Below are 24,205 nucleotides of genomic sequence, written 5' to 3'. Positions count from 1 at the left end.
CATGAAAAAATTTACCGTTGAGGAAACAAACCTTTTGAGCATTTACATGACAGGGAGCAGACAGGGGGTTATTGTAAGTATGAAAGCCGCCTTGCCCTTTATGGACGGGAAAATGCAGGACTTTGCCACCCGTACCCTTGCGAAAGTGGAAAGCATGACCGAAATGGAGTTTGCGAAATGTGTTTTTTTCGCTGCCGACGAGGTATGAGCAAAATAAAACGGCTGACGCCGCCCCAAAGCAGACGGGTAAACGCCCTTGTGAAAAAAGAGTGCTGCAACTGCTTTGGCGGGAATTGTATATTGCTTGACGACGGGGACGAGCATATATGTCCGCAGCTTATTTCATATTCCCTGCTTTGCAAATGGTTTCGCGACGGCGTTCTGCCCCTTGATAAAGTATTATATACAGAGCTTTACGCCGCCGAGGACAAACGGCGGTGCCTGGTGTGCGGCGCGCCCTTTGCGTCAAGCTCAAACAACGTGAAATATTGCCCAAATTGCCGCAAACGAATTACCAACAGGCAAGCAGCCAAGCGCATGAGAAAAAGACGCACCCTTGTTACGCAATAGGGGCGAAATAAGTCTTATATCATGCGGTGTTTTCAGCTTGTTTTTCATAGAGTGAGGTGTTTATACCTAACCCCTCAAAAACGACGTTCTACTCCGTAACTGATATTTAAAACTGCACCCATAAAAACAACGGGGCGCGGTGGCCATGAATTGGCTGCCGCGCCCCGTTGTTTTTTATTTAGATTGTTCATTCGCAAATATTCTATCAAATAGAGATAATCCATTTTCAATATTACTGCTCAAAACACTCTTCTCATGTAAATCTAAAAGATATTTTACATAAGTCTTATTTTCCTCAACATCAAAAATCAGGGTATCATCTATCCCTAAAAGTTGCTTTAGATTTTCGTTATAGGTCTTGTCAAATATATATTCGTCCTCGTGTTCAAGCAAAAAAAATATTATTCGAATAGCCATTACCCTGTCATTATCTTCATAGTCAACAAGTCTTGCGAAATCGTGGGGCGGTTGTTTATATGTATAAAGCGCTTTTCTCAATTCATCAACTAATACTTTGGTTTTTCTAAGAGATAACACAATCGTTTTTACAAGCTGTTCTAATTTTTGCGAATATACTTTATGATACTGTTTTATCGCTTCTCGTGCAGGCATAGAAATAAAATTTGATTTTCCCATTGTTCCAAATACCGTTCGAGATTGATCGCCATCTAAATTATATAAATAGAGATTGTAGCAGTTGCAAATATCTGTATTCGGAAAACCCGTATTACAAATTCGGATTTTATAATAAATAATACCCCAAAAATTATATATCACATATCGACACCCATTTGTATCAACATATTCAAACAAACCATGACTACCCAAATGACAAATATCTTTTAGAGCATAATCAAGATTTCCATCAACAACAATTTCAACAACATCCTTTATTGGTTGCTCCATTAAAATACTATCTACAATCTCTTTATAACATTCTGGAACAAACTCATTTATCTCATTAACGGCACAAAACCATTCGTATGCGATTTTAGCAACAGTATGTAGCATTTCATCAGAAGCAAATAATTCCTCTATTGAAAATGTAACACTCACAACTACGTCGCTCATATCCAATAGTTTTATTTCTTCTGTAACAACATCTTTTTTTTGTTTGAGCTTTTCAATGTTGCCTACCAAAACTTTTTTTCCGTTTTCTTCTGTTGGAAATAACCGTTTTTTATCCTCATAAATTGACTTTCTTCCACTGACTGAAATGTTGGGAATAGTTATTCCGTCTATGATAACATTAGCCTTATATTTTATTTCAGCACCTTTTCTATCCGATAATCCTAATGAACTTCTAAAAAAGTCGAGGTTTGAAATTGCTCTTTTTTCAAAGTTGTCATTTGTAAAAGCATTGTGTTTATGACAAACAAATCTTCTCGTTAATTTAGTGCCAGTTAAAGCATATGAAATAATATCTGAAACTGATAAATCTTCTGAATTACAGTATATACATTTGCACATTTCAAACCTCCCATGTACCTAAAATTCTTTGACTTTGCGGACAAATCAACAGTATAAATCATCATATGCTTATCAATATTTTTTTCTCTTAAATTAATCTGGTATTATTTGAGCCAAATCGTCCTCAACATCAAGACCATACGCTTTTGCAATTTGTCCAATCATAACACCAAATACGCCGCGCAACTCACCAACGGCCGACGTAAAAATCCAGTTATCAATGTTTCCACTTTCACAAGCGTAACAACGAAACTTCTTGCTATCAGGGCATTTACTTAGAAACTTATTACAAGCATTTCGCATTGCTCGTACATAGGAATTAAGCTCACCCTTTTCGTCGATTTGCTGTAATTCAGAAGTCAAATAGTTTTTAATCTCTGTTACAGAAGTAATACAGGGACAAACCGACTCGTACTCATACGCGGAGTACAGAACGCGGCGCGGTTCGAGAAAAACAATTATTCTTCTGGCGATACTTCTTTCTGTATCAACAGGGTTCCATGAAATTCCGAAAACGGGACAGCTAATGCCTGTTAATCTGTTTAATAATTCTGAAAATCTCATATGTATATCCTCATTCTTCTAATTTAATTTCAATCGTATTGCCTTTGCCTATCGTCAACAATCGGTACACAGTCAAGGGTATGTACCAAACAGCGCAAATAAGCCGCCATATTAGAATGACGCCGCCAATGATACCGCCCAAAATGAAGTTGAGGGCGATAATTCCCACCGTACCGCCTAAGTCATACCCATGCGGCACAAGCCATACGAACATACGGCGAATACCGAACGGAATACCGCAGCACAGCCACACATAAAAGTAATTCGTTTCGCCGTTATTGGTAAATATCGATTTGAACATGAAGAATAAAAACAATGCAATAACGACGGGTAAAACTGTTTTCTTAAAAAAATCTTTCCATATCTTCCCGCGTGTCATATCGTCACCCCTTTTCTAACAGAAATTGCGGGATAGCTTCTATGAGCTTCAGCGCAAGAGCTTGCCGCATATCCTCGTCAATTTCCTTTTTTACGCTTCCGTTCGGCCGCTTTTTTTCAACCGTGGCGAGCTTATCTAATTCGCAGGAATAACAGTCAAGCACCTTTCCAATCGCCCATTTTTCACCCGCAACGGCGGCTTGGATTGTACCGTAATCCGGCATATTACTTTCTGTCATTCTGGAAACTCCTGTCTTTGTTGGATAACTATATTTTACCACTTTTTTTATTATATTTCTACCATAAAACGGGCCTTATCCCCGTTCTGTTTCCTTTCCTTTTTCCGGCTGTCTGTCCTGCCGCAAAATACTGTCTATGTTCCGTTTGATAACTTCATACTCCTTGACCTGTTTTTTCAGTTTGCCATAATTAGCGTATAGGGCTTCTTTCTGCTCTCGGAGTTTTGCATATTCCGTTTGTAGGGCGGCAACATTGGGCAGCTTGCCGCCGATCTGCGCCGCTCGTAATGCTTTGGCTACGGCTTCATACAGGATAATATTACTCTCATGCTCTGCGCGATATTTTTCTTTGTTTTTTGCTTTACGGTATGCGTCATAGGCGGGCTTTGTCTTTTGGTAGGTAGTGATATTCTTAATCAGCACCGCCATGTCCGCAAGCCGGGTTTCGACGGCCTTTAATGCGTCAGCGGCCTGTTCGTTCTCTGCCGCAATTTCCGCAATTTTGGCGGTCAAGTCTGCATATTGCTCTATACGATTTTCTGTTAGGAAATTCATGGTCTTAGCAGCCTGTTTCAGATTGTGGATTTTCGCCCATTGCTCATAACCCCGGCTCTCCTGAACCTTGATACTGTTTTCAATATCTATCAGCAGGGAAATGCCCTTTTTCTCTGTCCGTGGAGCTTTGGTGGTGCGGGTACGTCTGCCCTTGATACGTTCTGTTAGGGCTTCCTCTGTATAGTCTGCACCGAGGGTTTTCAAACGTGTAAACCGTTCCTGTCCGGGTGCGCGGCATGATATATATTTTCCCTGCTTAATTTCATAACCCGCCGCTTCCAAACGGCTCAATAATTCTTCAAAATCGGACACTTGGGGGATAAGGGTATCAACCGCAATTTTCAGCTTTCCTTTCCAACTCGTACCCGTCTTTTCTGCTTGGTACTCCGCATAGCTTTTTCCCTTGCTTCCTTTGCCCGGAACGACAACAGATAAGTTATGTTCCCGGCACAGCTTGTCGCTCATGTTCCGTATGCCGTAATAGGTGCGTTTGTTGGAATTGTATTTGCGGTGGTCTACGAAATTGACCGCGCAGAAAATGATGTGATTATGGACGTGACCCTTGTCAATATGCGTCGTCAAAACATACTCATGCTGTCCTTTGGTAACAGCGTCGGCAAGCTGCCGTCCGATTTCATGGGCGGTCTGATAATCCACTTCCCCTGGTTCAAAGGCTTGTATCAAATGGTGGGCGAGGTTGTTCCCTTTATCCAATGCTTGCGAAAGGGTAAATCCGAACTCAATGTCTGCCGTTTCAAAGGAACAGCCGAAAGAGGAAACAAGCATTTTTCCGTCTGTCTTGTCCGGGTTTTGGATATAGTCAAGGGCTTTGCTTAACGTTCTTTTAATAGGTTTAATCTTTGTAACCGCCATATCTCGTTAAGCACCCCCTTGATTTCCTCTATGTCCTCTTGGTATGCGCTGCCCGTCGCATTAACGCGCTTTGCTATCTGATTGACATTGACCCCGATTTTCTGTATCTCTGCTGTCATTGCCTTTATGTCGCTATGGTCTATCTGAATGATATACCCGTCGATTGCCATTTTCCGCAGATACGCCGCCATATTGCGGGTGGGTATGAGCTTCATTTTTTCCTCTATCAATGTGCGTTCTTCTTCCGTCACACGAAACTTGATTTGCACTGTCCTTTTTCGTCCGTTCATACGCCGCCGCTCCTTTCCGTTTTTAGAGGGTTTGGGATACTTCCCAACAAGCATTTTGCAGGGCAAAATACGGAAGCGGGTACCCGCTTCCTATGCTTGCTAAGAAACTTTCCTTTCACTACCTACAACAACTGAAAGTGCAAATTTGCCAAACGAGCGCAAAAGAAAAACGCTGCGAACCGTATCGGCTGCAACGCTTCTCAATCCTATTCAGTTGTGTTGTAGACGTTTATTCGTCCTCTGTTTCGACTTCCTTAATCTCTTTCGCCGTAGCGGTAACTATCCGCAATCCCTTGTCGCTCATATCGTCAAGCAGGCTTTCAAGCTGTCTGCGCTGCGTGGATTTGTCCATTTCCTTGTCTGGAAAAAAGAATTGGTCTACCGATATGTCCAAAAGGATAACAAGCTCATAAAAGATTTGCAGGCTTGGGTGCTGTCCGCTATTCTCAATGGACGCAATGTATCGAGGGGCAATGTGCATTTGGTCTGCTAATTGGTTTCTCGATATTCCTTTTGCATTTCGTGCTGCTTTTATGGCTTGACCGAAAGCCTTAAAATCGTATTTCTTGACTTCTCGCTTCATAATATTTCACCCTACTACATTTTACTGTTCACCTTTTCTTTTAGATATGAGTACACATATCATATGATTGATTGTAATAGAGCATAAATTTGAACAACAAAAATACCGGGCAATTTTAACTGCCCGGTAAAAGATTAGATTAGGGAAATACTATATTTTCTTTGAATAACGTATTTCTACTAATGGTTTACCTATATTTATTTCTTGTTCAAAACCGTCAAAATAAAAACCATTTTTTTCATAGAAACTGCGTGCACGAAAGTTGTCTTTTAATACCCATATTTTGACTTGAGTATATCCCAGTAATTTTAGCCGCTCTACACAAAATTGCAATCCCTTATGTGTAGCAGAGGTTCCCCAAAACTCAGGATGAAAGTATATTGAATAAATCTCACCTATATAGTCAGGAGCATTTTCTTCATGGCTCTTATTTAATGATGCTATCCCCGCAGGACGTCCATCAACCCTAAATAGATAGTATTCTTCGGGGCGTGTAGAAATAGCGTCAGCAAATATTTCTGCTCTTTTTTCCGGAGTAAAACTATCTACTATTTCATCTGCTATAATCCCTCTATATGCTTTTTGCCATGATTGTGAATGAACAAAGCCCATTTCAATAGCGTTGTCCTTAGTTGCACGAATAACTTGAAAGTCCATATAAAACACCGCCTTATTTCTGTTGACATTTTAGTGCGAATGTCGTACTATAATAGTACGATTATCGTACCATGTGGAGGGAATTATGTCAATAGATAAAGTAAAAGAGCTAAATGACTTATGGCATATAGTAGGTATGCGTATGAAAGCGGAGATGAATAGCGGGAAATATCCAGCTATATTGGGTGTATCAATGGTGGAATTAAGTATTCTTCAAGTTGTAGAAAATCGCCCTAACTGTATGCTAAAGGAAATTAGTAGTCAATTAGAACTTCCCAAAAGCACCTTAACAAGTGCAATAAATCGTCTTGAATCAAAGGGGTTAGTTAAAAGAAATCTATGCAAAGAGGATAAGCGAGCCTACAATTTAGAATTAACGGAAGTAGGTTTGCAAGCTCAACATGAACATCGCAACATCGAATATGCAATTTTCGAGGATATGTTGCAAAAATTAGACATGGAAGAAAAAAATATATTTATACGCATGTTATCCAAAGCTGTAAGTAGCAAAAGAAATGAAAATGAGAATTATTGAGGTACAGACATGGAGCAAAGTAGATGGTTATTATGTCCTGTCTGCAAAAATAAAACTCGCATTAGGATACGTGGAGACACAATACTTGAAAACTTCCCGCTATTCTGTCCAAAGTGCAAACAGGAAACGCTAATCAATGTACGACAACTAAATATGTCAGTTATCAAAGAGCCAGACGCTAAGACGCAGAGCCAATAACCGTGAATGGAAATCGCAGTTGTCGGCTCTTTCTTTTATTGTGACTGTATCGTGCTACGCGGCAGCAAATACAAGACCGTTGTTTGGCGGTAATGTAGTACATATCCGTTCGATGGCGGTTTTGAAATAAATCAAAGCCGCCGTTTTCTTTTCAAAAAATTAGATAGCGGAGGGTGTATTAAATTTGCCCTTTTTTAAGAACACGGCGGCAAAAGGAGGATGCCGCCGTGTTTATTTGCCTTCTACATAATTTGATACCATTCTACTTGTCAAAAAAAGTCTTTATCCACTAACGGGATATTCTAACCATCAACATGAACACACACATCACCATATAAATGCCAATAATTCCCTTTTGCTCGGTCGCTTTATGCAGCCGAGCTTTTTTGCGTTTTTCTCAAAAGTTTTTTTGAAAAAACAGCCAACATTTCCGGCATTTCCAAAATGCCCGGTGTTGAGGGTTTACGAAAGGGGAAATCATCACCCGCTTTCGCGGTTGCGAAAGGAGGTGAGTACCATGAATGAACCTGTTCGTACCCAATGGCAAATCCGTTGCGCCTTTAACGGCTATTGCAAACGGGCGTTGAAAAACGAAGCAGTCAACGCCCACAGGGACACGAAGCGGCAGCAGCTACGCGAAGTGACTTTTTCTGACCTGTCCGCACAGGAGGAAAATCAGCTTTTCACCTATGACCGCTATTTTGCGGATGATGAAGCTGAACAATCCTTTTGCGTGGCGGGAAAGGAAATCACCGCAAAGCTGCTTGCCGAAGCCCTGTACAGCTTGCCGGAAGAAAAACGCAACGCCGTCTTACTGTATTACTTCTTTGAAATGAGCGACGCGGAAATTGCAAAGTTGCACGCAATTCCGCGCAGCACCGTACAGTACAGACGGACAAGCTCTTTTGAGCTTCTAAAACGCTATTTGGAGGAACGCGCCTATGATTGAAATGATTGGTAACACCGAAAACGACGAACGCGGCTTGTTACCCTACCCGGTAATCATAGCTGCAACAAAGGGCGACCCGGAAGCTATGAAGATTGTCGTACAGCATTACGAAAGCTACATAGCCACTTTGTCTATGCGGAAGCTCCGCGACGAACGCGGCAATATCTATTACGGCATAGACGAGGACATACGCGACCGCTTGCGGTCAAAGCTGATGCGGGCTGTCCTTTCATTCAAGGTTTGAGTTAAGCAAGCTGCGCCCCCTTTCCGCAGAGTGTAAAACCTCACCTTGCTTTTGCTCTTTGACAAAGAAAGCGACGGAAGAAAATGCCGACGCAGTATAAGGCAAATCGGATACGTTCTTTTTGTGCCGAGCCATAGGTTGGGTGCGCCATGACCTCTATTCCAGAGAGAGCGAACAACACCACAATTCAAAGCAAGTGTAGCGGCTTGCGGGCGACGACGTGCAAAAAGGTACAATGATACTCCCTTATAGCCATAGTCCGAGCGTTCAAAGCGTCGCAGGCAATGAATAGGGCTGCATGAGAACCATGCAGGGGTGAAATTCCCGTGAGGTTTTGCTAAAACCGTCCGATTAAAGCCTCTTTATAAATGCAACCTTTTAGCCAATTTTATGAAAGGGGGTATTTCTATGGCGAAAAAGGAAAATCAACCGCAATTACTTCCTATGCTGAAAACGGTGGAACAAATGAGCCGGATTAGCGGTATAGGTGAAAATAAATTGCGTGAGCTTATGGATAGCGGAGAACTGGAGTATATCCAAAATGGCAATCGCCGCCTGATTGCTGACGCTGCTATTTGGAATTGGTACGAAAGAGCAAAACGACCCGTTAATCCCCCTGTTGCAAAGGAGGGGTAAGCTATGGCAGTATCAGCAAGAAAAGTACAAAATAAACGTGATGGCAACGGCGTATTGACGGGCAAGCCCGGTACAGTCTACGACGTAAATATAAAATACAATTCGCCGGAGGGGAAAAAGACCTATTCCAAAAAGGGGTTTGCCACGAAAAAAGAAGCGACACAGCATGAAGCGGAAATGAAAACGAAACTTGCAAACCCTGTATATACTCCTATCGTTGCTTCACAAGGCAAGCAGACTGTAAAAGAATACTTGGAAGAATGGGTAGAAAATCACGGCAAGGCAAATTTGCGTCCGAGTACCTTTGCAGGATATAAAAGCCACATCAAAAACCATATCCTGCCGTATATCGGCCATGTGCAGCTTAATCAACTCACTCCGGCCATGCTTGACCATATGTTTCAGCAGCTTTTTGACAAAGGGCTATCTCATAGTACCGTCCGTTATGCACAGCGTATTTTAAGTGTATCAATGGAACACGCACGGAAGTATCACTATATCGAACATAATCCTGCCCGCGATATTATTACAAAGTTTGGAAAGCAAGGGAAAACGCCCGACCCGTACACCATAGAACAAATGCAAAAATTTATGAGTAATGTAGTTGGTACGGAATGGGAAATGCCTGTTGTGCTGGCAGGAATGTATGGTCTGCGTATGAGTGAGATTATCGGACTGCGGACAACTAACATTGACCTCGACAAAATGCAGTTTGGCGTTGTCGAGCAAATGCCTTTCCAAGTACCGCCCGGTACGAAAATCATAACAGAAATGGCACCGACCAAATCCAACGACCGTATTTTGCCTATTACAGAAGAAACGCTGCCGTATTTCCTGCGGCAGTTTGATTTGCTTTATAGGCAAAAGGATTTGATTACTGCGGGCGGCGGGGAATACTATGACAACAAATTGTTTATCGCAAAGCCGGACGGTTCTCCGTACCGACGTGATAGAATGTCAGCTAACTTCGGTCAGCTTATCCGTCACCTTGAAATGCCGCACATTCGTTTCCACGATTTAAGACACACGGCAGCGACCAATATGCACCAGCTAACAGGCGATTTCTACACGGTAGGCGAGATATTGGGGCATACGCTGAAAGGTATCGGTATGTCGCTTGGTATTTCTACCAACCTTGAAGCTGTTACAGCACAGTATGTTGATGTGCGGATTGAGCGTAAGAAAACGGTACTAGAAACTTACCATAAGGCATTACAGCCACGAAAGCCCAACACAGGAAAAGAAAAAAGAAGTAAAGAAGCAGTTCCTAAAGAGAAAAAGAAAAGCAGCGAAATGGAGCTATGACAGATGTATCTTTTTATAGCTCCACGCTGCTTTTTATATGTTTTTAGGAGTTCCGGGCACCATTAGGGCACCACGGCATACATTTTCCGTGTATAGAGTGTATAACGGAAAACGAGCCGGGCACCACAAATCAGAGCACCACCGGCACCATTTTAGCCGTTATAAGCCAAACCGGGCACCAGAAAAAGGCATAAGAAAACCCGCGTAAACCCTTGATTTACGCGGGATTGTTGTTGGCGGAAGCGGTGGGATTCGAACCCACGAGCCCTTGCGGACTACCGCATTTCGAGTGCGGCTCGTTATGACCACTTCGATACGCTTCCATTTAATAATTATTCAGTTTTTGGAGCAAGTAACATGATTTCGAGTCAGGCCCGTTATGACCACTTCGATACGCTTCCATATAAAAATTTATCCAAAGACAGGAATTAGCTGATACCCTATCTTCTATTTCTAAAAAATTCTTTTAACATATTACTACACTCGTCATTATATAGCCTTTGAATATCTACCCAATGATTCAGAAAGTTATTTTGCAATATATTAACTACGGAGCCACAAGCACCCATAATAGGATCAAATGTTCCTATAAATAGCTTATTTATCCTACACTGCATTATAGCTCCTGCACACATAGGACAAGGCTCTAATGTAACATACATACTGCAATCTTTTAATCTCCAATTTTTAAGTACTTTTGAAGCATTTCTTATAGCAAGTATTTCAGCATGGGCAGTACTATCTTTCAATGTTTCTTTTAAATTATGATATCTTGATATTATCTTATTATTTTTCACTATAACAGCCCCTACTGGAACTTCCCCTAACTCTAATGCTACTTTAGCCTCTTTTATGGCTTCAAGTATAAAATTATCCATAAATACCTCAAAAATAAATTATTCTGTGTTTAACAATTCAAACTCAATAAAAATACTTTTTTAATAAACAAACATATAAATTGCCAATAATAAATAAAATATAAAATAAGGGTATACTAGAAATAAATATATATCATAAAATAAATATCTTGTAAATAATACATTTACAAGACCTATGGTGCGCCCGAGAGGAATCGAACCCCCGGCACGCGGTTTAGGAAACCGCTGCTCTATCCTACTGAGCTACGAGCGCATACTTATGTAAAATTGCTACTTTAATATTTTAATATAGTTTATAATAATTGTCAATTTGTTTTTACCTTTTATGATGATACCTATAAAAATGTATATATCCGTCCACAAAATTAAAAATTATTTTACAAGGAGGTTCATTATGATTAATGAATTAAAAAATTTATTTTTAGCAGGAATAGGCTCTGCTGCATATACTTATGAAAAGGCATTAAAACTAATTCAAGAAATGGTTCAAAAAGGAAAGATAACGGTGGATGAAGGAAAGCAGTTATCAGAAGAACTAAAGAAAACTGCCCTAGCTAAAAAGGAACAAATAAAACCTTTAACTAAAAATGAACTCACATCCATATTAGCTAGTATGAACTTTGCCACTAAAGATGACATATCATCTTTAAATGAACGATTGACTAAACTTGAAAGTAAAACAGATAATGATGACTAAAGCCTTTATGGCTTTAGTTATCCAATATATTTATGAATAAAAAATCTTCAAAGAGATTTAAAGAAATACTAAAAGTACTAACTAAATATGGTTTTAAATTTTTAATAGATACTAAAAATTCTAGGAATAAAAAATCCCCTGAAAATCTTAGAAAAGCATTTGAAACTTTAGGACCTACATTCATAAAGATAGGTCAAATACTGAGTTCACGGCCGGATATATTACCCCTAAAATATATTGAAGAACTTTCAAAACTTCAAGATGAAGTACTTCCTGAAAAGTATGAACACATAGACAAAGTATTTTTTAATGAGTTCAACAAAAATATAAAAGATTGTTTTTTGTATTTTGAAGAAACTCCCTTAGCTTCTGGCTCTATAGCCCAAGTACATAATGCCACTTTAAAAGATGGAAGAAAAGTTATTGTAAAGATACAAAGACCTGGAATAAAAGAAAAAATGGAAACTGATATATCTTTATTATATAAAATTATAAAACTTAGCAGAAATAAATTTAAAAATGTTTTAATAGATCCTGAAGAAGCTTTAGATGAATTACTATTCTCCACTAAACGGGAACTAAATTTTAAATTAGAATGTGAAAATATGATAAAATTTAAAGAACTAAACAAAAATATTAATTTTTGTTATACCCCTTATGTAGTAAAAGAACTCTCTGGAATTAAAGTATTAACAATGGAAAAAATTCATGGATTTAAAATAAATGATATGGCTAAATTGAAAAAGAAGAATTATGATCTACAGGATTTAGGTGAAAAGCTTGCCCTATTTTTCTTCAAGCAGGTATTCACTGATGGATTTTTTCACGGAGATCCCCATGCTGGCAATTTAATGATACTTAACACTAAAATATGTTTTATAGACTTTGGGATAATGGGTATAATTTCACCTGAACTTAAGTTACTTTTGAACCAAATTATTATAGCCATAGTACAAAAAGATACAGATATGCTTGTATCTTCAATTATATCCTTAGGCGTAAAAAAAGAGCTTATAGATAGAAATAAACTATATGAAGATATAGAAATGTTTTTAGTAAATTACTTATCTACATCACTTAAAAACATAAAAATTTCAGTATTAATGACAGAAATTTTCAAGTGTGCAAAAAATAATAAGATAGTTTTGCCTAAAAATTTGATATTATTAGTAAAGAGCCTAATTATAATAGAGGGTTTGATAACTGAAATTTCACCTGAAATCAACATTTTAGACATAGCCATACCTTTTTTAAAACAAAATAATAAATTTTATTACTTTGAAGGTATAAATTTAGAGGATATACTTATAAACTCTTATAATTTTACTAAAAATTTTTCAAAGCTTCCAATGAAAACAGTAGAATTAATAGATGGTATACTCAATGGAAGAGCTAAAATTCAGCTAAAATTTAATAAAATTGACGATTCTATAAATCAATTAAATAGAATGGTAAATAGACTGTCAATTTCCCTCATAGTATGTTCTATGATTATAAGTTCCTCTTTAATATTAAATCTGAATATAGGTCCTAAAATTTACAATATACCTTTAATCGGTATTATAGATTTCATGCTTTTTATATTTATTGGTATTACACTTATAATTTCTATACTAAAATCAGGTAAACTTTAAAGGAGATTAAATCACTCTCCTTTTTTTATTCCATTTAAAATATAGTTCATGAGATTTTCTATCATATCATCCAAATCCTTCTTATCTTCATTCATTAATTCATAAACGGCAACAGAACAAATAGTTCCAAATAAAGTATAAGCTAAAAAGGATGAATCACACTTTTTTATACTGCCTTTCACCATAGACTGCTCCAGGTAGTTCTGTGTATAAATTATATATGATCTTATATATTCTCTCAGTTCTATCTGCCTTATTTCCTGCCCCCATAGTTGACTCATTACTACTTTAATAAAATCTCTATTTTCATAGACTAATCCCCATTGAGCTTTACACAAAATTTTTATCTTATTTAGAGCCTTCTTTTCTTTTTTAGAATCAATTTCTATTTTTTCTATAAGTATATTCATTCTCTCTTCTATTATATATTTAAATATTTCTTCTTTACTTTTGAAATGATAATATAAAGTTCCCTTTGCTACACCAGCATCTGCAGCTATAGCATCCATAGTTGCTCCATTATATCCATTTTTTCAAAAAATCTTTATAGCAGATTCAAAAATTATCCTCTTTGTATCATTCATGAAGACCACCCCAGATTTCTATTATTAATTATCGACTGGTGAGTACAATTATATATAACTTTATTATACTTACGTTATTAAAACAACTCAACAACTTTTTAAATATTAGCTATGTAAACTATTTCTATACACTGACTATAATGTTAAAATAAACTATAAAAGATTTAAAATAAAAATCAAAATAACTCTAGAGGTAGGTAAAAATGATTAAATATTTTAATAGAAAAACAAAACAATATGAGATTGAACAAGTAGCAAGTGAGAAGTATTTAAAATGGACTTACTGTTCTCCCCTTGGAATGAAACTTTTAGAACTTGTAATTAAAAAGAAAATATTTTCTAAACTATATGGTTATTTTTGTAATAGTAAATACAGTAAAAAAAATATTTATTCTTTTATAAAAAATTTCAATATAAATATGGATGACTATGAAGAACATGCAGATGATTTTAAATGTTTCAATGATTTTTTTTCACGAACCCTTAAAAATAATGCCAGACCTATTGATATGAATAAAAAAGTTTTAATATCCCCTGGAGATGGCAGATTACAAATCTATGAAAATATAAATTTGAATAAAATTGTTCAAATCAAAGGATGTACATATAGTTTATATAATCTTATAGACAATACTCACATTGCCAAAAGATTTCATAAAGGTACCTGCTTAATACTAAGACTTTGTCCAACCGATTATCATAGATTCCACTTTATAGATCATGGAGTATGTGATCCTACTTATAAAATTAGAGGAGATTATTACTCTGTGAATCCAATTGCCTTAAGAAACATTCCTAACATTTTTTGTAGAAATAAAAGAGAGTGGAGCATTTTTCATTCAAAAAATTTTGGAGATATACTTTATATAGAAATAGGTGCTACCTGTGTAGGAAGTATAGTACAGACATATTTTCCGGGAAAACATGTATCAAAAGGAGATGAAAAAGGTTATTTTAAATTTGGCGGCTCTACAATTATATTATTTTTTGAGCAAAATAAAGTAAAAATTCATAAAGACTTACTAGAACAATCAAGAATTGGCTATGAAACTAAGGTACTTATGGGAGAAAGTATAGGTACCAGATATTATTAAAAATATTTATTTTCAGATGCTTTATTACAATATTCAAGAAGTGCAGTCCATAATAATATCTAATTGAATATTTTCCTCCATAATGCAAAGAATAATCATAAATTATAAAATATAATTTTTATTGGAGTGATTTTAATTGTGAAAAAATTCTTTAATTCTAACAATATTTCAACTTCAACCCCTATTTATGAACAGAAATTACCTTATAGTGAAGAAAATTTGCCTTTAAATAAATCTCTTTCAGATAATTTAAATATTTTATATAACTTATTTTCCAATTGCACCGATATAGTTTATCACGAATTTGTTATAGATACAATTAAACGCTCCTCTGTGCTTATCTTCATAAATGGCCTGGCAGATGTTAAATTAATTAATGAAAATATAATAACATCAATTATGGGTATTAAAAAAATACCACCAGAAGATTTAGCATCAAACCATATTATAGAAATAACTAAGAAACATTTTCTTCGGATTGCTAACACAAGTGAAATATCAACTATTGGAGAAGTGGTATATGCTTTATTAAATGGAAATACTGTATTTTTATTAGATGGAGACATTAAAGCCTTAAAAATCGTAACCCCAGGCTGGAAAGAAAAAAATATATCAGAGACAAATGTGGAAAAGGTACTTAGGGGATCCAATGAAGGATTTACAGCAAACATTTCCATAAACATCTCTCAGCTTAGACGAAAGATTAAATCCCATCAATTAAAGACTGAAGAATTCATAGTAGGCACACAGACACAAACAAAAATAAATATTACTTATTTACAGGGAATAGTAAATGACAATATTGTTAAAGAGGTAAGAAAAAGAATTAAAAAAATAGATGTAGATTCTATTTTGGAAAGTGGATACATAGAGGAACTAATAGAAGATACTTCCTATACATTATTTCCACAAATTCAACATAGTGAGAGACCAGATAGAGTAGCAGCTGGTATTTTAGAAGGTAGAGTAGCCGTTTTAATAGATGGTACACCTTGTGTTTTGATACTTCCTGCCACTATGATTCAATTTTTACAAGCTAGCGAAGATTATTATGAAAGATATCCAACTGCTTTATTCATTCGATTAATACGACTGATTTTTTTTGGAATTTCACTTTTACTGCCTGGGTGCTTTGTGGCAATTATTTTGTATCATAAAGAAATGATTCCCACTCCACTACTTATTGGTATTCTTGGAGCTGCACGTGGAGTTCCTTTTCCTATTCTTATTGAAGCACTAATGATGGAAATCACCTTTGAAGCATTTAGAGAAGCAGGAATACGCCTTCCTTCACCCGCTAATCAAACTGTAGGTATGGTTGGTGCAATTGTTATTGGCGAGGCAGCTGTTAGAGCTGGTATTGTCTCACCTATTACAGTTATTATTATAGCTATTACAGCAATAGCTTCTTTTAGCATACCGTCTTATGATATGGGTTATGCTATTCGTATTTTACGTTTTTGTATGATTTTTCTAGGAGGATTTTTAGGTTTATATGGGATTATGCTTGGTGTCATTCTAATTTTAATTCATCTGTCATCACTAAGATCCTTTGGTGTAAATTATCTTTCCCCTATTTCACCTCTAAACCTAAAAGAATTTAGAGATGTTATAATAAGATTTCCATGGTGGCATATGAGTCATAGACCCCATTATGCCAGTAACTTACAACGGCAAAAAAACTATTTAAAACCTGAGCCACCTGATGAAAATAAAAAAGATGAGAAGAGGCAATAAGATATGAAATATACTGTAAAGTATAAATTAATATTATTTAATATTTTCATTTTTATGTTTTCCATTTTCCTTTATGGCTGCAGCAGCGATAAAACTGAACTAAATGAAGTTTCTGTTGTAATGGGTATGGGTATTGATAAAATATCCGGTGATAGACCATTTCTTTTAACATTAGAAATTATTAATCCTAGATCTGGTAAAAGTGACAATAATACATCCGGCAAAGAAAATAAATCTATTGTAACAGTAAGCACAGGAACTTCTATTTTTGATGCAATCCAAAACTTCTCAAAGAATAATTCTGCAACTCTGGATTTTTCACATGCTAAAACAATTATTTTTTCAAGAAATTTATGTGAATCAGGAGTTTCTGAAGTAATGGACTATTTAAATAGACATCGTCAAATTCGTAGTACTAATTGGATACTTGTTGCAAATAAAACAGCCCGGGAAATTTTAGAGAGTAGACTATCTGGGGAAGATATTACTTCAAGGGGTATAACTAATATGATGAACCGATTTGAAAAGTATCCATCTATTTTACCTGTCAGTCTAAACGACTTTATTATAGAATCAAAAAAGGAATCAAGAACAAGCTTTGCCCCTGTAATTGAACTTGAAAAATCAAAAGATGATATTAATGGAAAAATTATAATTGAAAAAACAGCTATTTTTAAAAATAGCCGTTTAATTGGAATATTAACAAATGAAGAATCCAAAAATTTGTTGTGGTTAATCGATTATTCAAAAGGCCATATGGTTATGCCTCTCACTAAATCAGTAAAAAATAATGAGAATATAACTGTAGAAGTTTTAAAAAAATCTAATAAAATAATTCCTCATATGACTGAAGATGGGGTTAATATAGAAATTCAATGTACAGGAGATGCTTTTATTAAAGAAATACAAAACATTGATGTGAGCCCTGAAATAATAGAGAAAATGGAACATAATATTGAAATAGTACTAAAAAACCAGCTAAGTGAATTAATAGATAAATCACAAAAACATTTCAATGCAGATTTTGTTGGTTTTTCAACAAAAATACATAATAACATTCATTCCTTTCGCTGTGCTCAAGGCACAAAAATTAATGAAAGAGTGATTAAAATTACCAATTACTGTGAATAATATAGACAAGTATACAGGTGTACTACAGAGCACGGCGGGGTGAGTGTGATTGCACTTCACTGTAATCCGTATAATAACATGTGCCGATTACTCTTTTAAGTACAAATAAGTGTGCCCTAGGGCACGTAAGTTAATCTTTGTTTAAACAAAGACCGTTTAAAAGTATGAGTATTCAGTCAACACCTGTGTACTTTATTTTTTTATTTGTAGGTGATATAAATGTTAAAAATCGTTTATCCTATTTGTTGCGGTATTGATGTTCACAAAAAATTTGTAGTTGCAACTGTAACATCAACCAATGAGAATAACATCACTACCTATGCAACCAAACAATTCAGTACTTACTCAAAGAATCTTTTCCATTTAAAAGAGTGGTTATCTGAGCATAACTGTAAAGAAGTTTGTATGGAAAGCACCGGAAAGTACTGGATACCTATCTATAACATACTTGAAGATTCCTGTAATATTACTCTGGCTAACCCAAAGTACGTTAAAAACATTCCCGGCAAAAAAACTGATAAAAAAGATTCTCTATGGCTTGCAGACTTACATAAGCATGGATTAGTTAAAGGAAGTTTTATTCCTCCAAAGGCCATAAGAGAACTACGAGACCTTATGCGCTATCGCTTTAAACTTACAAATTTCCGTTCAAGTGAGAAAAACAGATTCCAAAATTCATTAACAGTTTCAAATATCATGATTTCAAGCGTAGTATCAGATACCTTTGGTAAATCATCATCAGCTATAATTAAATATGCCATGGAGCATCCTGATAAATTAGATATAGACTATACTCAATTTCTACACAAGAGTATGTTATCTAAGGCTGACGAAATTAAGATTGCTATGCAAGGAAGCATCTCTAAAAATCAAACAGCAAAGATGTCTGTATGCTTGAATCATTATGATTATATTAACAATTGTATTTCTCAACTTGATACTGCCATTTCATTAATTTCAAGTGAATTTAAGTCACAAATTGAGCTTATTGCTTCTGCCCCTGGGATAACTACACAATCTGCTACAACTATAATTTCTGAAATTGGAGTGGATATGTCAGTCTTTCCAGATGCTAAACATCTGTGTTCTTGGGCAGGTCTTACACCACAAAATAATGAAAGTGCTGGCAAAAAGAAAAGTGTTCGTATAAGCCGTGCCGGAGCTTATTTAAAGCCAATACTTATTCAGTGTGCTAATGCAGCAATAAAAAACAAGTCCTGCCCATACTTTAAATATCGTTATGAAAGTATAAAGAAAAGACGTGGGCACAAAAGAGCAATTATTGCTATAGCAAGAATGCTTTTAACCTGTATTTATAATATGCTTTTAAAAAATGAAGCCTTTGATAATTCTATTTATGAAAAATATCTAAAAAGAGAAAACACTTCTCGACATTTTCAACCTGATATAGATAGAATTATTTTATTTCTTCAAGCTCAAGGCTTTGAAGTAACAAAAGTAAGTCAAGAGATATCACCGAAAATAAGTTGATTTTTAATTATAAATAATATAAGTCTCTTTTTTTGACCTCATTTTAATAGGTCTTTTTGTCATGTTCAAAAACACCTGAATTTCTTTCAAGTTAATCATCCCCAAAAGTGGATTATTATGAAAAATAATTGGGATAAAATATTTCCAAATATAAATTATAAAATTACTTTTAAAATTAAAATAACTAATATAGGTATAATTAAAGATTCTGTTATATCAAATGATTAAGTATACTAACTAGTTTTAAGGTACCTTAAGGAGGAAAAAGCTAAATGACAGCAATTATAATTATTTCAATATTGCTAATATGTATACTGGAAGGAATCCCTTTAATGAAAAAAAAAATGTGGAAAGAATTATTGTCCGTGGGGTTTATATTATTAATATGCTTATTTCTCCAAATTGGTAAAAACTTAGGTATAATGACTCCAATAAATCTTATAGGAAAATTATTTGAACCCTTAGGAAAAATATTTTTTAATAAATTATAAACGGGAGATGAATAAAATATGCATGAAAAAGAAGTTATTAGTACAAATCAATTTATATGGTTACTTTTTTGTATTATTACCTCTTTTACCGGCTTGCAAGTATTATCACTATTAATCTTTCAGGCAAGAAGAGATGCCTGGTTAGCTGCAATTTTAGCCTGGTTTTTGGATGTTCTCTTAGCTGTGGTCTATGCTTATATGGGCATAAGATTTCCAGGGCAGAACATGGTGCAATACAGTATGACTATTCTTGGAAAAAAGTTGGGTAAAATTATAGGAATATTATTTCCTATTTTCTTTTTACTGGTTTCTGCTACATTACAAAGGGCATTAAGTATGATTCTTAATGTAGTATTCTTTCCTAAAACTTCAGAATTGGTATTTCTCATTGCTTCTTATATTGTAATTGGTTATGCTGTTATAAAAGGGATAGAAGTAATAGGAAGAGTGTGTGAAATTTTAGGACCGGTATATTTATTTAGTTCCATTGTACTTTTTTTATTTATTATCCCGGATATAAAAATAGATAGGCTTAAACCACAGTTTGAGGTTGGTCTATATCCAACTTTAACAGGTACTCCCATTATTTTATCTTTCATAGGAATATGTATTATCATGGGAATGTACATCCCCATTTGTAATCACCCTGAGAATGGCTTTATTGGAAAATTTATTGCTGTGAGCATAGGTACTTTCATTATTATTATATTTATTATTAGTACAATAGGAATATTTAGTTATCCACAAGCCAAAAATATGCTTAATGCTATCCTTGAAATCACAAGATTTGTCCACATTGGTGAATTTTTTGAACGTGTGGAAGCTATCTGGCTCATGATTTTTATTGGAGCGGGGATTATAGCTTCATCAAATATGATATGGGCTTTCAGTTTAGGGATATCTCAAATTATAGGATTAAGTACATATAAACCTCTTGTATTGCCGACTGTACTACTTTCTTTTGTTATCAGCATGACCTCATTTAAAAATAGCATGGAGTTAGTAGCCTTTGGTCTTTATTCATATCCTTTTATGGCTATATTGGTTGAGAGTGGATTGGAAATGTTTCTTTTTTTTACAGCACTACTTTTAAAGAAAAGAGGATAACTTAAGATATAGGTTTATCATCCTTATCTACTATATTTTTTACTTTATTTTTATATTTACTAAATAGGTGCTTTTGAAAAAGATAAGAAATTATACAACATAATAAAACTAAAAATATTCCTATAACAATAGAAATAAAATTGTTAATGCCTATATTTTCCATATTTATACTCTCCTTACTTTCAGTGATAATTAAAATATATCCGTGTTTAAATCATTTACTGGTTATTTAAGCTACTGTTAAATATAACACACCAGACTATATAAATCAAATTTTTCAAATTTATAAATAAACTTCTAATATTTCTTTAAAATTTTTATATTTAATGTATTTAACAAAATAAATTACACCTAATTTATTATATCTTATCACCCTAAAAAGTTTAGATTTTGTTTATAATTAGTTTAGATAAAATAGAGATACATATTTTAAAATATAATTAGGAAGTACTTCCCCATAAAATATAAAAAGGAGATGAAGAAATGAAACTTAAGAAAAAAACAGCTATGACCATAAGTTTTACAGTGGGAATTATGATGTTTGCCACTACTGCTATGGCTGAAGTAGCATCTAAAAGTGGTTATGATCAATTAAAAGATTCTTTAAAATATACTGCAGAAAATTGTACTAGCACCCTTTCAAACTTCACCGTAGATGCATCCTTTGTGGTAAAAGATAATGGAAATACAATAATATCAGAAAGTTTAATTAATAAGTATGATATATCTAAAAATTCAGAGGAAAGTACAAATGCCAGTATTAAAGGCTCCACTAAAACAGAAAATTATTTTTATAGAGATAAAAGTGGTTATATAACTAAAAGTCCCAATGCCAATGAAAATGTGTACTATTTAACTGAATATTCTAATGAAAAAGATAAAAATCATAGTGTATTAGAAAATCCTTTTAAGGAAGATAAGGCAGCTGATATCGAAAAAATAGCAGATGCCCTTGTAGGAAATTTAAAGGATTCTGTAACAGTTACTGAAAAGCAGGATGGGACTAAAGAGATATCTGGCTCTTTAAATAATACTCAAATTCCTACTCTTATAAATGCCCTTACATCTTTTCAGTTTAAAAGTTCCTATGGCAATACAAATAGCAGTGAAGATGTTATACCTAAACTCACAAAAAATATTTTTGTAAATGGTGTAAAAGGCAATATGACTACGGATAAAAATGGTTTAATTAAAAATATTTTGGCTTCTGGAACTTTAAATGGTACGGACAAAAATGGTGCTGAACATCAGGTTACTTTAGAAGTTTTAGTAAAAATAGAAAATATAAATTCAACTACTGTAACAAAACCTGATTTATCTAAAGAAAAAGTAATAAAAAATATAGAAAGAGATTATACTAAATTAACTAATCCTCAGAAATATGAGGGAAAATATACATCAGATATTATAGTAGAAGATGATGATAAATTTACAAAAATAGGAAAAGCTGTTGTGAACATTGAAAAAATAGATAATAAGACTATAACTGGAAGTTATTCTAAAGAGTATTTAAAAGGATATGAAAATTATGCAAATGGTAATGAAAGTATAAAATTCACTGGAACTTTAGGTGAAAACCAGGATAACTTCAGTGGTAAATTCAATGGCACAACAGAATCTAATGAAAATGTATCTGGAGATATTTATATTCAACCTAATAATGCGAGTATATATTTCAATATTAACAATTATACAAACTCAAATATAATATTAGATGGTACCTATAGAAAAGTATTAGACTAGATCCTAGGATAAAATATATATTAAAAACAATTTGCCGGAATATTACCGGCAAATTGTTTTCAGATAGATAAAACCAAATTTTAGGAGGGATTTAAATGGAAAAAGTTATTGAACTAATCAATTTATCTAAAGTATACAAAAACGGAAGAGGTATACAAAATATTAATTTAGATATATACAGAGGCCAGATTTTTGGTTTTTTAGGGCCGAACGGTGCAGGAAAAACCACTGCCATGAAAATAATGACAGGACTTGTGAAACCAGATAGAGGAGATGTTAAAATATTAGGTTACAGTATATTGGAAGAATTTGAAAAGGCTATTTATAAAGTAGGGTGTATTATAGAAAATGCAGAAGCTTATTCTTATCTAACCGCTTTTCAAAATTTAAAACAGTTTTCTAGATATTATGATAATATAGATGATGCTAAAATTGAAGAGGTTTTAAATATGGTAGGCCTTTTAAAATATAAAGATGAAAAACCTGAAAAATTTTCCCTGGGAATGAAACAAAGACTTGGAATTGCATCTTCAATTTTATGTGATCCTGAAATTATAATTTTGGATGAGCCTTTAAACGGTCTGGATGTGGAAGGGATGATTGATGTAAGAAACATAATAAAAAATTTAGCAGAAAATAAAAATACTACTTTTTTTATTTCCAGTCATCTAATACATGATATTGAATTAACTTGTACACATATTGGTGTTCTGTATAATGGAAATCTTATTAATGTAGATACTACTAAGAATATATTAAACAACTATGCTTCTTTAGAAAATTATTTTATAAGTGAGGTAGATAGAAATGACAGGAATTAAAGCAACACTAATAAATGAATTGGAAAAATTATATAAAAATAAAAAAGTTTTAATAGTAGCTATATTGTCCATAATATTTATTATACTTGGACAAGTTTTTATTTTAGTGGTAAGAAATAATTTTGGACTCAGAGGTGTTTCCAGCACAGAATTTTCCCTGCTGGTTCTTTCTGTATTTATAAACACACTGTTACCTTTGCTCATAGCTCTTATTACTATTGATAGTTTTTCTGGTGAATCTTCTCATAATACTATGAAAATATGTCTAACAAAACCTATCTCAAGATTAAAGCTTTTTATTGTAAAAATAAGTGCAATAATTATAATTATATTTATAACTTTAATGATTATAATGGTCTTTTCTATAATATCAGGACTAATATTTAATGCTAATTCTTTTACTTGGGAGAATATTATTAAAATAGTAATTTCCTACATAGTAACTTTAATACCTATGATAATCCTATGTCTTATGATTGTTTTGTTCACAAATATATTAAAAAGTGGAATAGCCGTATTTTTTCTTTCTGTACTAGTATTTATTTCATTTAAAGTACTTGCTATTTTCTTTCCATCTTATTCGGGAATTTTATTTACATCCATTATGGGGTGGCATACTCTATGGATTATGGATAATATACCGTTTATAAAAGTATTTCGTAATTTTATAATGATGTTAAGTTATATTATAATATTATTTACAACAGCTTATTATATGTTTGATAAAAAAGATTTTTGAGGTGTTAATTTA

The 24,205-nt window shown here is 34.2% G+C and carries 29 protein-coding genes, 2 tRNA genes and 1 pseudogene; 19 read left to right on the top strand and 13 right to left on the bottom strand.

The window, feature by feature from the left end; translation table 11 throughout:
- Nucleotide 1: 1 nt before the first annotated feature.
- Together AB3K27_RS00815 and AB3K27_RS00810 are read left to right on the top strand one after the other, a co-directional pair.
- Complete coding sequence (locus tag AB3K27_RS00815) at nucleotides 2-208, top strand: transposon-transfer assisting family protein (RefSeq protein ID WP_368489392.1); 207 nt, start codon at nucleotides 2-4, stop codon at nucleotides 206-208.
- Entirely contained in the window at nucleotides 205-570 is a 366-nt protein-coding gene (locus tag AB3K27_RS00810) for a cysteine-rich VLP domain-containing protein (RefSeq protein WP_368489391.1), read from the top strand. The genes AB3K27_RS00815 and AB3K27_RS00810 overlap by 4 nt, the downstream gene beginning before the upstream one ends.
- A 174-nt stretch (nucleotides 571-744) precedes the next feature.
- Here the strand turns inward: AB3K27_RS00810 and AB3K27_RS00805 are convergent, their stop codons facing one another.
- From AB3K27_RS00805 to AB3K27_RS00770, 8 genes are all read right to left on the bottom strand, one after another.
- Nucleotides 745-2,040, bottom strand: coding sequence for a hypothetical protein (locus AB3K27_RS00805; protein WP_368489390.1), 1,296 nt, complete (start codon nucleotides 2,038-2,040; stop codon nucleotides 745-747).
- 93 nt (nucleotides 2,041-2,133) lie between these two features.
- A complete protein-coding gene (locus AB3K27_RS00800) occupies nucleotides 2,134-2,604 on the bottom strand; it encodes a DUF6650 family protein (RefSeq protein ID WP_368489389.1) in 471 nt (156 codons plus the stop codon).
- Nucleotides 2,605-2,614: 10 nt separating this feature from the next.
- Nucleotides 2,615-2,983 (bottom strand): DUF6050 family protein, encoded by a 369-nt coding sequence (locus AB3K27_RS00795; protein WP_368489388.1) that lies wholly within the window; start codon nucleotides 2,981-2,983, stop codon nucleotides 2,615-2,617.
- A gap of 4 nt (nucleotides 2,984-2,987) precedes the next feature.
- Nucleotides 2,988-3,221 (bottom strand): helix-turn-helix domain-containing protein, encoded by a 234-nt coding sequence (locus tag AB3K27_RS00790; protein ID WP_368489387.1) that lies wholly within the window; start codon nucleotides 3,219-3,221, stop codon nucleotides 2,988-2,990.
- A 75-nt stretch (nucleotides 3,222-3,296) separates the two neighbouring features.
- A complete protein-coding gene (locus AB3K27_RS00785) occupies nucleotides 3,297-4,649 on the bottom strand; it encodes a relaxase/mobilization nuclease domain-containing protein (RefSeq protein ID WP_368489386.1) in 1,353 nt (450 codons plus the stop codon).
- Nucleotides 4,610-4,939 carry a plasmid mobilization relaxosome protein MobC gene (gene mobC / locus AB3K27_RS00780; protein WP_368489385.1) on the bottom strand — a complete coding sequence of 110 codons (330 nt, stop codon included), beginning with the start codon at nucleotides 4,937-4,939 and terminating at the stop codon, nucleotides 4,610-4,612. Before mobC ends, AB3K27_RS00785 begins: the two co-directional genes overlap by 40 nt.
- A gap of 229 nt (nucleotides 4,940-5,168) precedes the next feature.
- A complete protein-coding gene (locus AB3K27_RS00775; protein WP_368489384.1) occupies nucleotides 5,169-5,522 on the bottom strand; it encodes a helix-turn-helix domain-containing protein in 354 nt (117 codons plus the stop codon).
- A 150-nt stretch (nucleotides 5,523-5,672) separates the two neighbouring features.
- Entirely contained in the window at nucleotides 5,673-6,179 is a 507-nt protein-coding gene (locus AB3K27_RS00770; protein WP_368489383.1) for an N-acetyltransferase family protein, read from the bottom strand.
- Between the two features lie 85 nt (nucleotides 6,180-6,264).
- Here AB3K27_RS00770 and AB3K27_RS00765 point away from each other — a divergent pair, with 85 nt between their 5' ends.
- The 6 genes from AB3K27_RS00765 (at nucleotide 6,265) to AB3K27_RS00740 (ending at nucleotide 10,046) form a co-directional block, all read left to right on the top strand.
- On the top strand, nucleotides 6,265-6,714 hold the full coding sequence (locus tag AB3K27_RS00765) for a MarR family winged helix-turn-helix transcriptional regulator (protein WP_368489382.1): 450 nt from the start codon (nucleotides 6,265-6,267) through the stop codon (nucleotides 6,712-6,714).
- 9 nt (nucleotides 6,715-6,723) lie between these two features.
- The gene (locus AB3K27_RS00760; protein ID WP_368489381.1) at nucleotides 6,724-6,912 is read left to right on the top strand and encodes a cysteine-rich KTR domain-containing protein; all 189 of its coding nucleotides are present in this window, start codon (nucleotides 6,724-6,726) and stop codon (nucleotides 6,910-6,912) included.
- 517 nt (nucleotides 6,913-7,429) lie between these two features.
- A complete protein-coding gene (locus AB3K27_RS00755) occupies nucleotides 7,430-7,861 on the top strand; it encodes an RNA polymerase sigma factor (RefSeq protein WP_368489380.1) in 432 nt (143 codons plus the stop codon).
- Nucleotides 7,854-8,105 (top strand): helix-turn-helix domain-containing protein, encoded by a 252-nt coding sequence (locus tag AB3K27_RS00750; protein ID WP_368489379.1) that lies wholly within the window; start codon nucleotides 7,854-7,856, stop codon nucleotides 8,103-8,105. Before AB3K27_RS00755 ends, AB3K27_RS00750 begins: the two co-directional genes overlap by 8 nt.
- Nucleotides 8,106-8,513: 408 nt before the next feature.
- Nucleotides 8,514-8,741 (top strand): DNA-binding protein, encoded by a 228-nt coding sequence (locus AB3K27_RS00745; RefSeq protein ID WP_368489378.1) that lies wholly within the window; start codon nucleotides 8,514-8,516, stop codon nucleotides 8,739-8,741.
- 3 nt (nucleotides 8,742-8,744) lie between these two features.
- Nucleotides 8,745-10,046 (top strand): tyrosine-type recombinase/integrase, encoded by a 1,302-nt coding sequence (locus AB3K27_RS00740; protein WP_368489377.1) that lies wholly within the window; start codon nucleotides 8,745-8,747, stop codon nucleotides 10,044-10,046.
- A gap of 234 nt (nucleotides 10,047-10,280) precedes the next feature.
- On the opposite strand, the gene AB3K27_RS00735 is transcribed toward AB3K27_RS00740, so the two are convergent.
- The 3 genes from AB3K27_RS00735 to AB3K27_RS00725 all read right to left on the bottom strand — a co-directional run bounded on the left by AB3K27_RS00735 (nucleotide 10,281) and on the right by AB3K27_RS00725 (nucleotide 11,177).
- Nucleotides 10,281-10,369 (bottom strand) — tRNA-Ser (locus tag AB3K27_RS00735).
- 117 nt (nucleotides 10,370-10,486) lie between these two features.
- Complete coding sequence (locus AB3K27_RS00730) at nucleotides 10,487-10,924, bottom strand: nucleoside deaminase (protein ID WP_368489376.1); 438 nt, start codon at nucleotides 10,922-10,924, stop codon at nucleotides 10,487-10,489.
- A 176-nt stretch (nucleotides 10,925-11,100) separates the two neighbouring features.
- Nucleotides 11,101-11,177: transfer RNA gene (locus AB3K27_RS00725), tRNA-Arg, on the bottom strand.
- A 141-nt stretch (nucleotides 11,178-11,318) separates the two neighbouring features.
- Between AB3K27_RS00725 and AB3K27_RS00720 the strand changes: the two genes are divergently transcribed.
- Entirely contained in the window at nucleotides 11,319-11,621 is a 303-nt protein-coding gene (locus AB3K27_RS00720) for a phasin family protein (RefSeq protein WP_368489375.1), read from the top strand.
- 32 nt (nucleotides 11,622-11,653) lie between these two features.
- On the top strand, nucleotides 11,654-13,255 hold the full coding sequence (locus AB3K27_RS00715; protein ID WP_368489374.1) for an ABC1 kinase family protein: 1,602 nt from the start codon (nucleotides 11,654-11,656) through the stop codon (nucleotides 13,253-13,255).
- A gap of 11 nt (nucleotides 13,256-13,266) precedes the next feature.
- Here the strand turns inward: AB3K27_RS00715 and AB3K27_RS00710 are convergent.
- Nucleotides 13,267-13,839, bottom strand: a pseudogene (locus tag AB3K27_RS00710) (TetR/AcrR family transcriptional regulator).
- A gap of 203 nt (nucleotides 13,840-14,042) precedes the next feature.
- On the opposite strand from AB3K27_RS00710, the gene AB3K27_RS00705 reads away from it, so the two are divergent.
- From AB3K27_RS00705 to AB3K27_RS00680, 6 genes are all read left to right on the top strand, one after another.
- Entirely contained in the window at nucleotides 14,043-14,933 is an 891-nt protein-coding gene (locus AB3K27_RS00705; protein WP_368489373.1) for a phosphatidylserine decarboxylase, read from the top strand.
- A gap of 138 nt (nucleotides 14,934-15,071) precedes the next feature.
- On the top strand, nucleotides 15,072-16,670 hold the full coding sequence (locus AB3K27_RS00700; RefSeq protein ID WP_368489372.1) for a spore germination protein: 1,599 nt from the start codon (nucleotides 15,072-15,074) through the stop codon (nucleotides 16,668-16,670).
- 3 nt (nucleotides 16,671-16,673) lie between these two features.
- Nucleotides 16,674-17,801 carry a Ger(x)C family spore germination protein gene (locus tag AB3K27_RS00695; protein ID WP_368489371.1) on the top strand — a complete coding sequence of 376 codons (1,128 nt, stop codon included), beginning with the start codon at nucleotides 16,674-16,676 and terminating at the stop codon, nucleotides 17,799-17,801.
- Between the two features lie 219 nt (nucleotides 17,802-18,020).
- The gene (locus AB3K27_RS00690) at nucleotides 18,021-19,292 is read left to right on the top strand and encodes an IS110 family transposase (RefSeq protein WP_368487573.1); all 1,272 of its coding nucleotides are present in this window, start codon (nucleotides 18,021-18,023) and stop codon (nucleotides 19,290-19,292) included.
- Nucleotides 19,293-19,367: 75 nt separating this feature from the next.
- Nucleotides 19,368-19,520 carry a Ger(x)C family spore germination C-terminal domain-containing protein gene (locus tag AB3K27_RS00685; protein WP_368491137.1) on the top strand — a complete coding sequence of 51 codons (153 nt, stop codon included), beginning with the start codon at nucleotides 19,368-19,370 and terminating at the stop codon, nucleotides 19,518-19,520.
- A gap of 281 nt (nucleotides 19,521-19,801) precedes the next feature.
- Nucleotides 19,802-20,890 (top strand): endospore germination permease, encoded by a 1,089-nt coding sequence (locus AB3K27_RS00680; protein WP_368489370.1) that lies wholly within the window; start codon nucleotides 19,802-19,804, stop codon nucleotides 20,888-20,890.
- 1 nt (nucleotide 20,891) lies between these two features.
- On the opposite strand, the gene AB3K27_RS00675 is transcribed toward AB3K27_RS00680, so the two are convergent.
- Nucleotides 20,892-21,053, bottom strand: coding sequence for a hypothetical protein (locus AB3K27_RS00675; protein ID WP_368489369.1), 162 nt, complete (start codon nucleotides 21,051-21,053; stop codon nucleotides 20,892-20,894).
- Between the two features lie 320 nt (nucleotides 21,054-21,373).
- Between AB3K27_RS00675 and AB3K27_RS00670 the strand changes: the two genes are divergently transcribed.
- The 3 genes from AB3K27_RS00670 (at nucleotide 21,374) to AB3K27_RS00660 (ending at nucleotide 24,193) form a co-directional block, all read left to right on the top strand.
- Entirely contained in the window at nucleotides 21,374-22,633 is a 1,260-nt protein-coding gene (locus AB3K27_RS00670; protein WP_368489368.1) for a hypothetical protein, read from the top strand.
- Between the two features lie 95 nt (nucleotides 22,634-22,728).
- Nucleotides 22,729-23,454 carry an ABC transporter ATP-binding protein gene (locus tag AB3K27_RS00665; RefSeq protein ID WP_368489367.1) on the top strand — a complete coding sequence of 242 codons (726 nt, stop codon included), beginning with the start codon at nucleotides 22,729-22,731 and terminating at the stop codon, nucleotides 23,452-23,454.
- Nucleotides 23,441-24,193, top strand: a complete 753-nt coding sequence (locus AB3K27_RS00660; protein ID WP_368489366.1) for an ABC transporter permease — start codon at nucleotides 23,441-23,443, stop codon at nucleotides 24,191-24,193. The genes AB3K27_RS00665 and AB3K27_RS00660 overlap by 14 nt, the downstream gene beginning before the upstream one ends.
- The last annotated feature ends 12 nt before the right edge of the window (nucleotides 24,194-24,205 follow it).

Source organism: Clostridium sp. BJN0013 (assembly GCF_040939125.1).
Lineage (GTDB): Bacteria > Bacillota > Clostridia > Clostridiales > Clostridiaceae > Clostridium_B.
Note: the sequence above shows the minus strand (reverse complement) of the source record. Positions and strands in the feature narration are given on the sequence as shown.

Excerpts from the sequence above, each read along its gene's own strand:
- AB3K27_RS00775 (WP_368489384.1), bottom strand. The coding sequence starts at position 5,522 with ATGAAGCGAGAAGTCAAGAAATACGATTTTAAGGCTTTCGGTCAAGCC.
- AB3K27_RS00730 (WP_368489376.1), bottom strand. The coding sequence starts at position 10,924 with ATGGATAATTTTATACTTGAAGCCATAAAAGAGGCTAAAGTAGCATTA.
- AB3K27_RS00670 (WP_368489368.1), top strand. The coding sequence starts at position 21,374 with ATGAAACTTAAGAAAAAAACAGCTATGACCATAAGTTTTACAGTGGGA.
- AB3K27_RS00690 (WP_368487573.1), top strand. The coding sequence starts at position 18,021 with ATGTTAAAAATCGTTTATCCTATTTGTTGCGGTATTGATGTTCACAAA.
- AB3K27_RS00785 (WP_368489386.1), bottom strand. The coding sequence starts at position 4,649 with ATGGCGGTTACAAAGATTAAACCTATTAAAAGAACGTTAAGCAAAGCC.
- AB3K27_RS00755 (WP_368489380.1), top strand. The coding sequence starts at position 7,430 with ATGAATGAACCTGTTCGTACCCAATGGCAAATCCGTTGCGCCTTTAAC.
- AB3K27_RS00805 (WP_368489390.1), bottom strand. The coding sequence starts at position 2,040 with ATGTGCAAATGTATATACTGTAATTCAGAAGATTTATCAGTTTCAGAT.
- AB3K27_RS00665 (WP_368489367.1), top strand. The coding sequence starts at position 22,729 with ATGGAAAAAGTTATTGAACTAATCAATTTATCTAAAGTATACAAAAAC.
- AB3K27_RS00715 (WP_368489374.1), top strand. The coding sequence starts at position 11,654 with ATGAATAAAAAATCTTCAAAGAGATTTAAAGAAATACTAAAAGTACTA.
- AB3K27_RS00680 (WP_368489370.1), top strand. The coding sequence starts at position 19,802 with ATGCATGAAAAAGAAGTTATTAGTACAAATCAATTTATATGGTTACTT.
- AB3K27_RS00765 (WP_368489382.1), top strand. The coding sequence starts at position 6,265 with ATGTCAATAGATAAAGTAAAAGAGCTAAATGACTTATGGCATATAGTA.
- AB3K27_RS00675 (WP_368489369.1), bottom strand. The coding sequence starts at position 21,053 with ATGGAAAATATAGGCATTAACAATTTTATTTCTATTGTTATAGGAATA.
- AB3K27_RS00815 (WP_368489392.1), top strand. The coding sequence starts at position 2 with ATGAAAAAATTTACCGTTGAGGAAACAAACCTTTTGAGCATTTACATG.
- AB3K27_RS00750 (WP_368489379.1), top strand. The coding sequence starts at position 7,854 with ATGATTGAAATGATTGGTAACACCGAAAACGACGAACGCGGCTTGTTA.
- AB3K27_RS00790 (WP_368489387.1), bottom strand. The coding sequence starts at position 3,221 with ATGACAGAAAGTAATATGCCGGATTACGGTACAATCCAAGCCGCCGTT.
- AB3K27_RS00795 (WP_368489388.1), bottom strand. The coding sequence starts at position 2,983 with ATGACACGCGGGAAGATATGGAAAGATTTTTTTAAGAAAACAGTTTTA.
- AB3K27_RS00695 (WP_368489371.1), top strand. The coding sequence starts at position 16,674 with ATGAAATATACTGTAAAGTATAAATTAATATTATTTAATATTTTCATT.
- AB3K27_RS00800 (WP_368489389.1), bottom strand. The coding sequence starts at position 2,604 with ATGAGATTTTCAGAATTATTAAACAGATTAACAGGCATTAGCTGTCCC.
- AB3K27_RS00745 (WP_368489378.1), top strand. The coding sequence starts at position 8,514 with ATGGCGAAAAAGGAAAATCAACCGCAATTACTTCCTATGCTGAAAACG.
- AB3K27_RS00740 (WP_368489377.1), top strand. The coding sequence starts at position 8,745 with ATGGCAGTATCAGCAAGAAAAGTACAAAATAAACGTGATGGCAACGGC.
- AB3K27_RS00760 (WP_368489381.1), top strand. The coding sequence starts at position 6,724 with ATGGAGCAAAGTAGATGGTTATTATGTCCTGTCTGCAAAAATAAAACT.
- AB3K27_RS00660 (WP_368489366.1), top strand. The coding sequence starts at position 23,441 with ATGACAGGAATTAAAGCAACACTAATAAATGAATTGGAAAAATTATAT.
- mobC (WP_368489385.1), bottom strand. The coding sequence starts at position 4,939 with ATGAACGGACGAAAAAGGACAGTGCAAATCAAGTTTCGTGTGACGGAA.
- AB3K27_RS00705 (WP_368489373.1), top strand. The coding sequence starts at position 14,043 with ATGATTAAATATTTTAATAGAAAAACAAAACAATATGAGATTGAACAA.
- AB3K27_RS00770 (WP_368489383.1), bottom strand. The coding sequence starts at position 6,179 with ATGGACTTTCAAGTTATTCGTGCAACTAAGGACAACGCTATTGAAATG.
- AB3K27_RS00810 (WP_368489391.1), top strand. The coding sequence starts at position 205 with ATGAGCAAAATAAAACGGCTGACGCCGCCCCAAAGCAGACGGGTAAAC.
- AB3K27_RS00720 (WP_368489375.1), top strand. The coding sequence starts at position 11,319 with ATGATTAATGAATTAAAAAATTTATTTTTAGCAGGAATAGGCTCTGCT.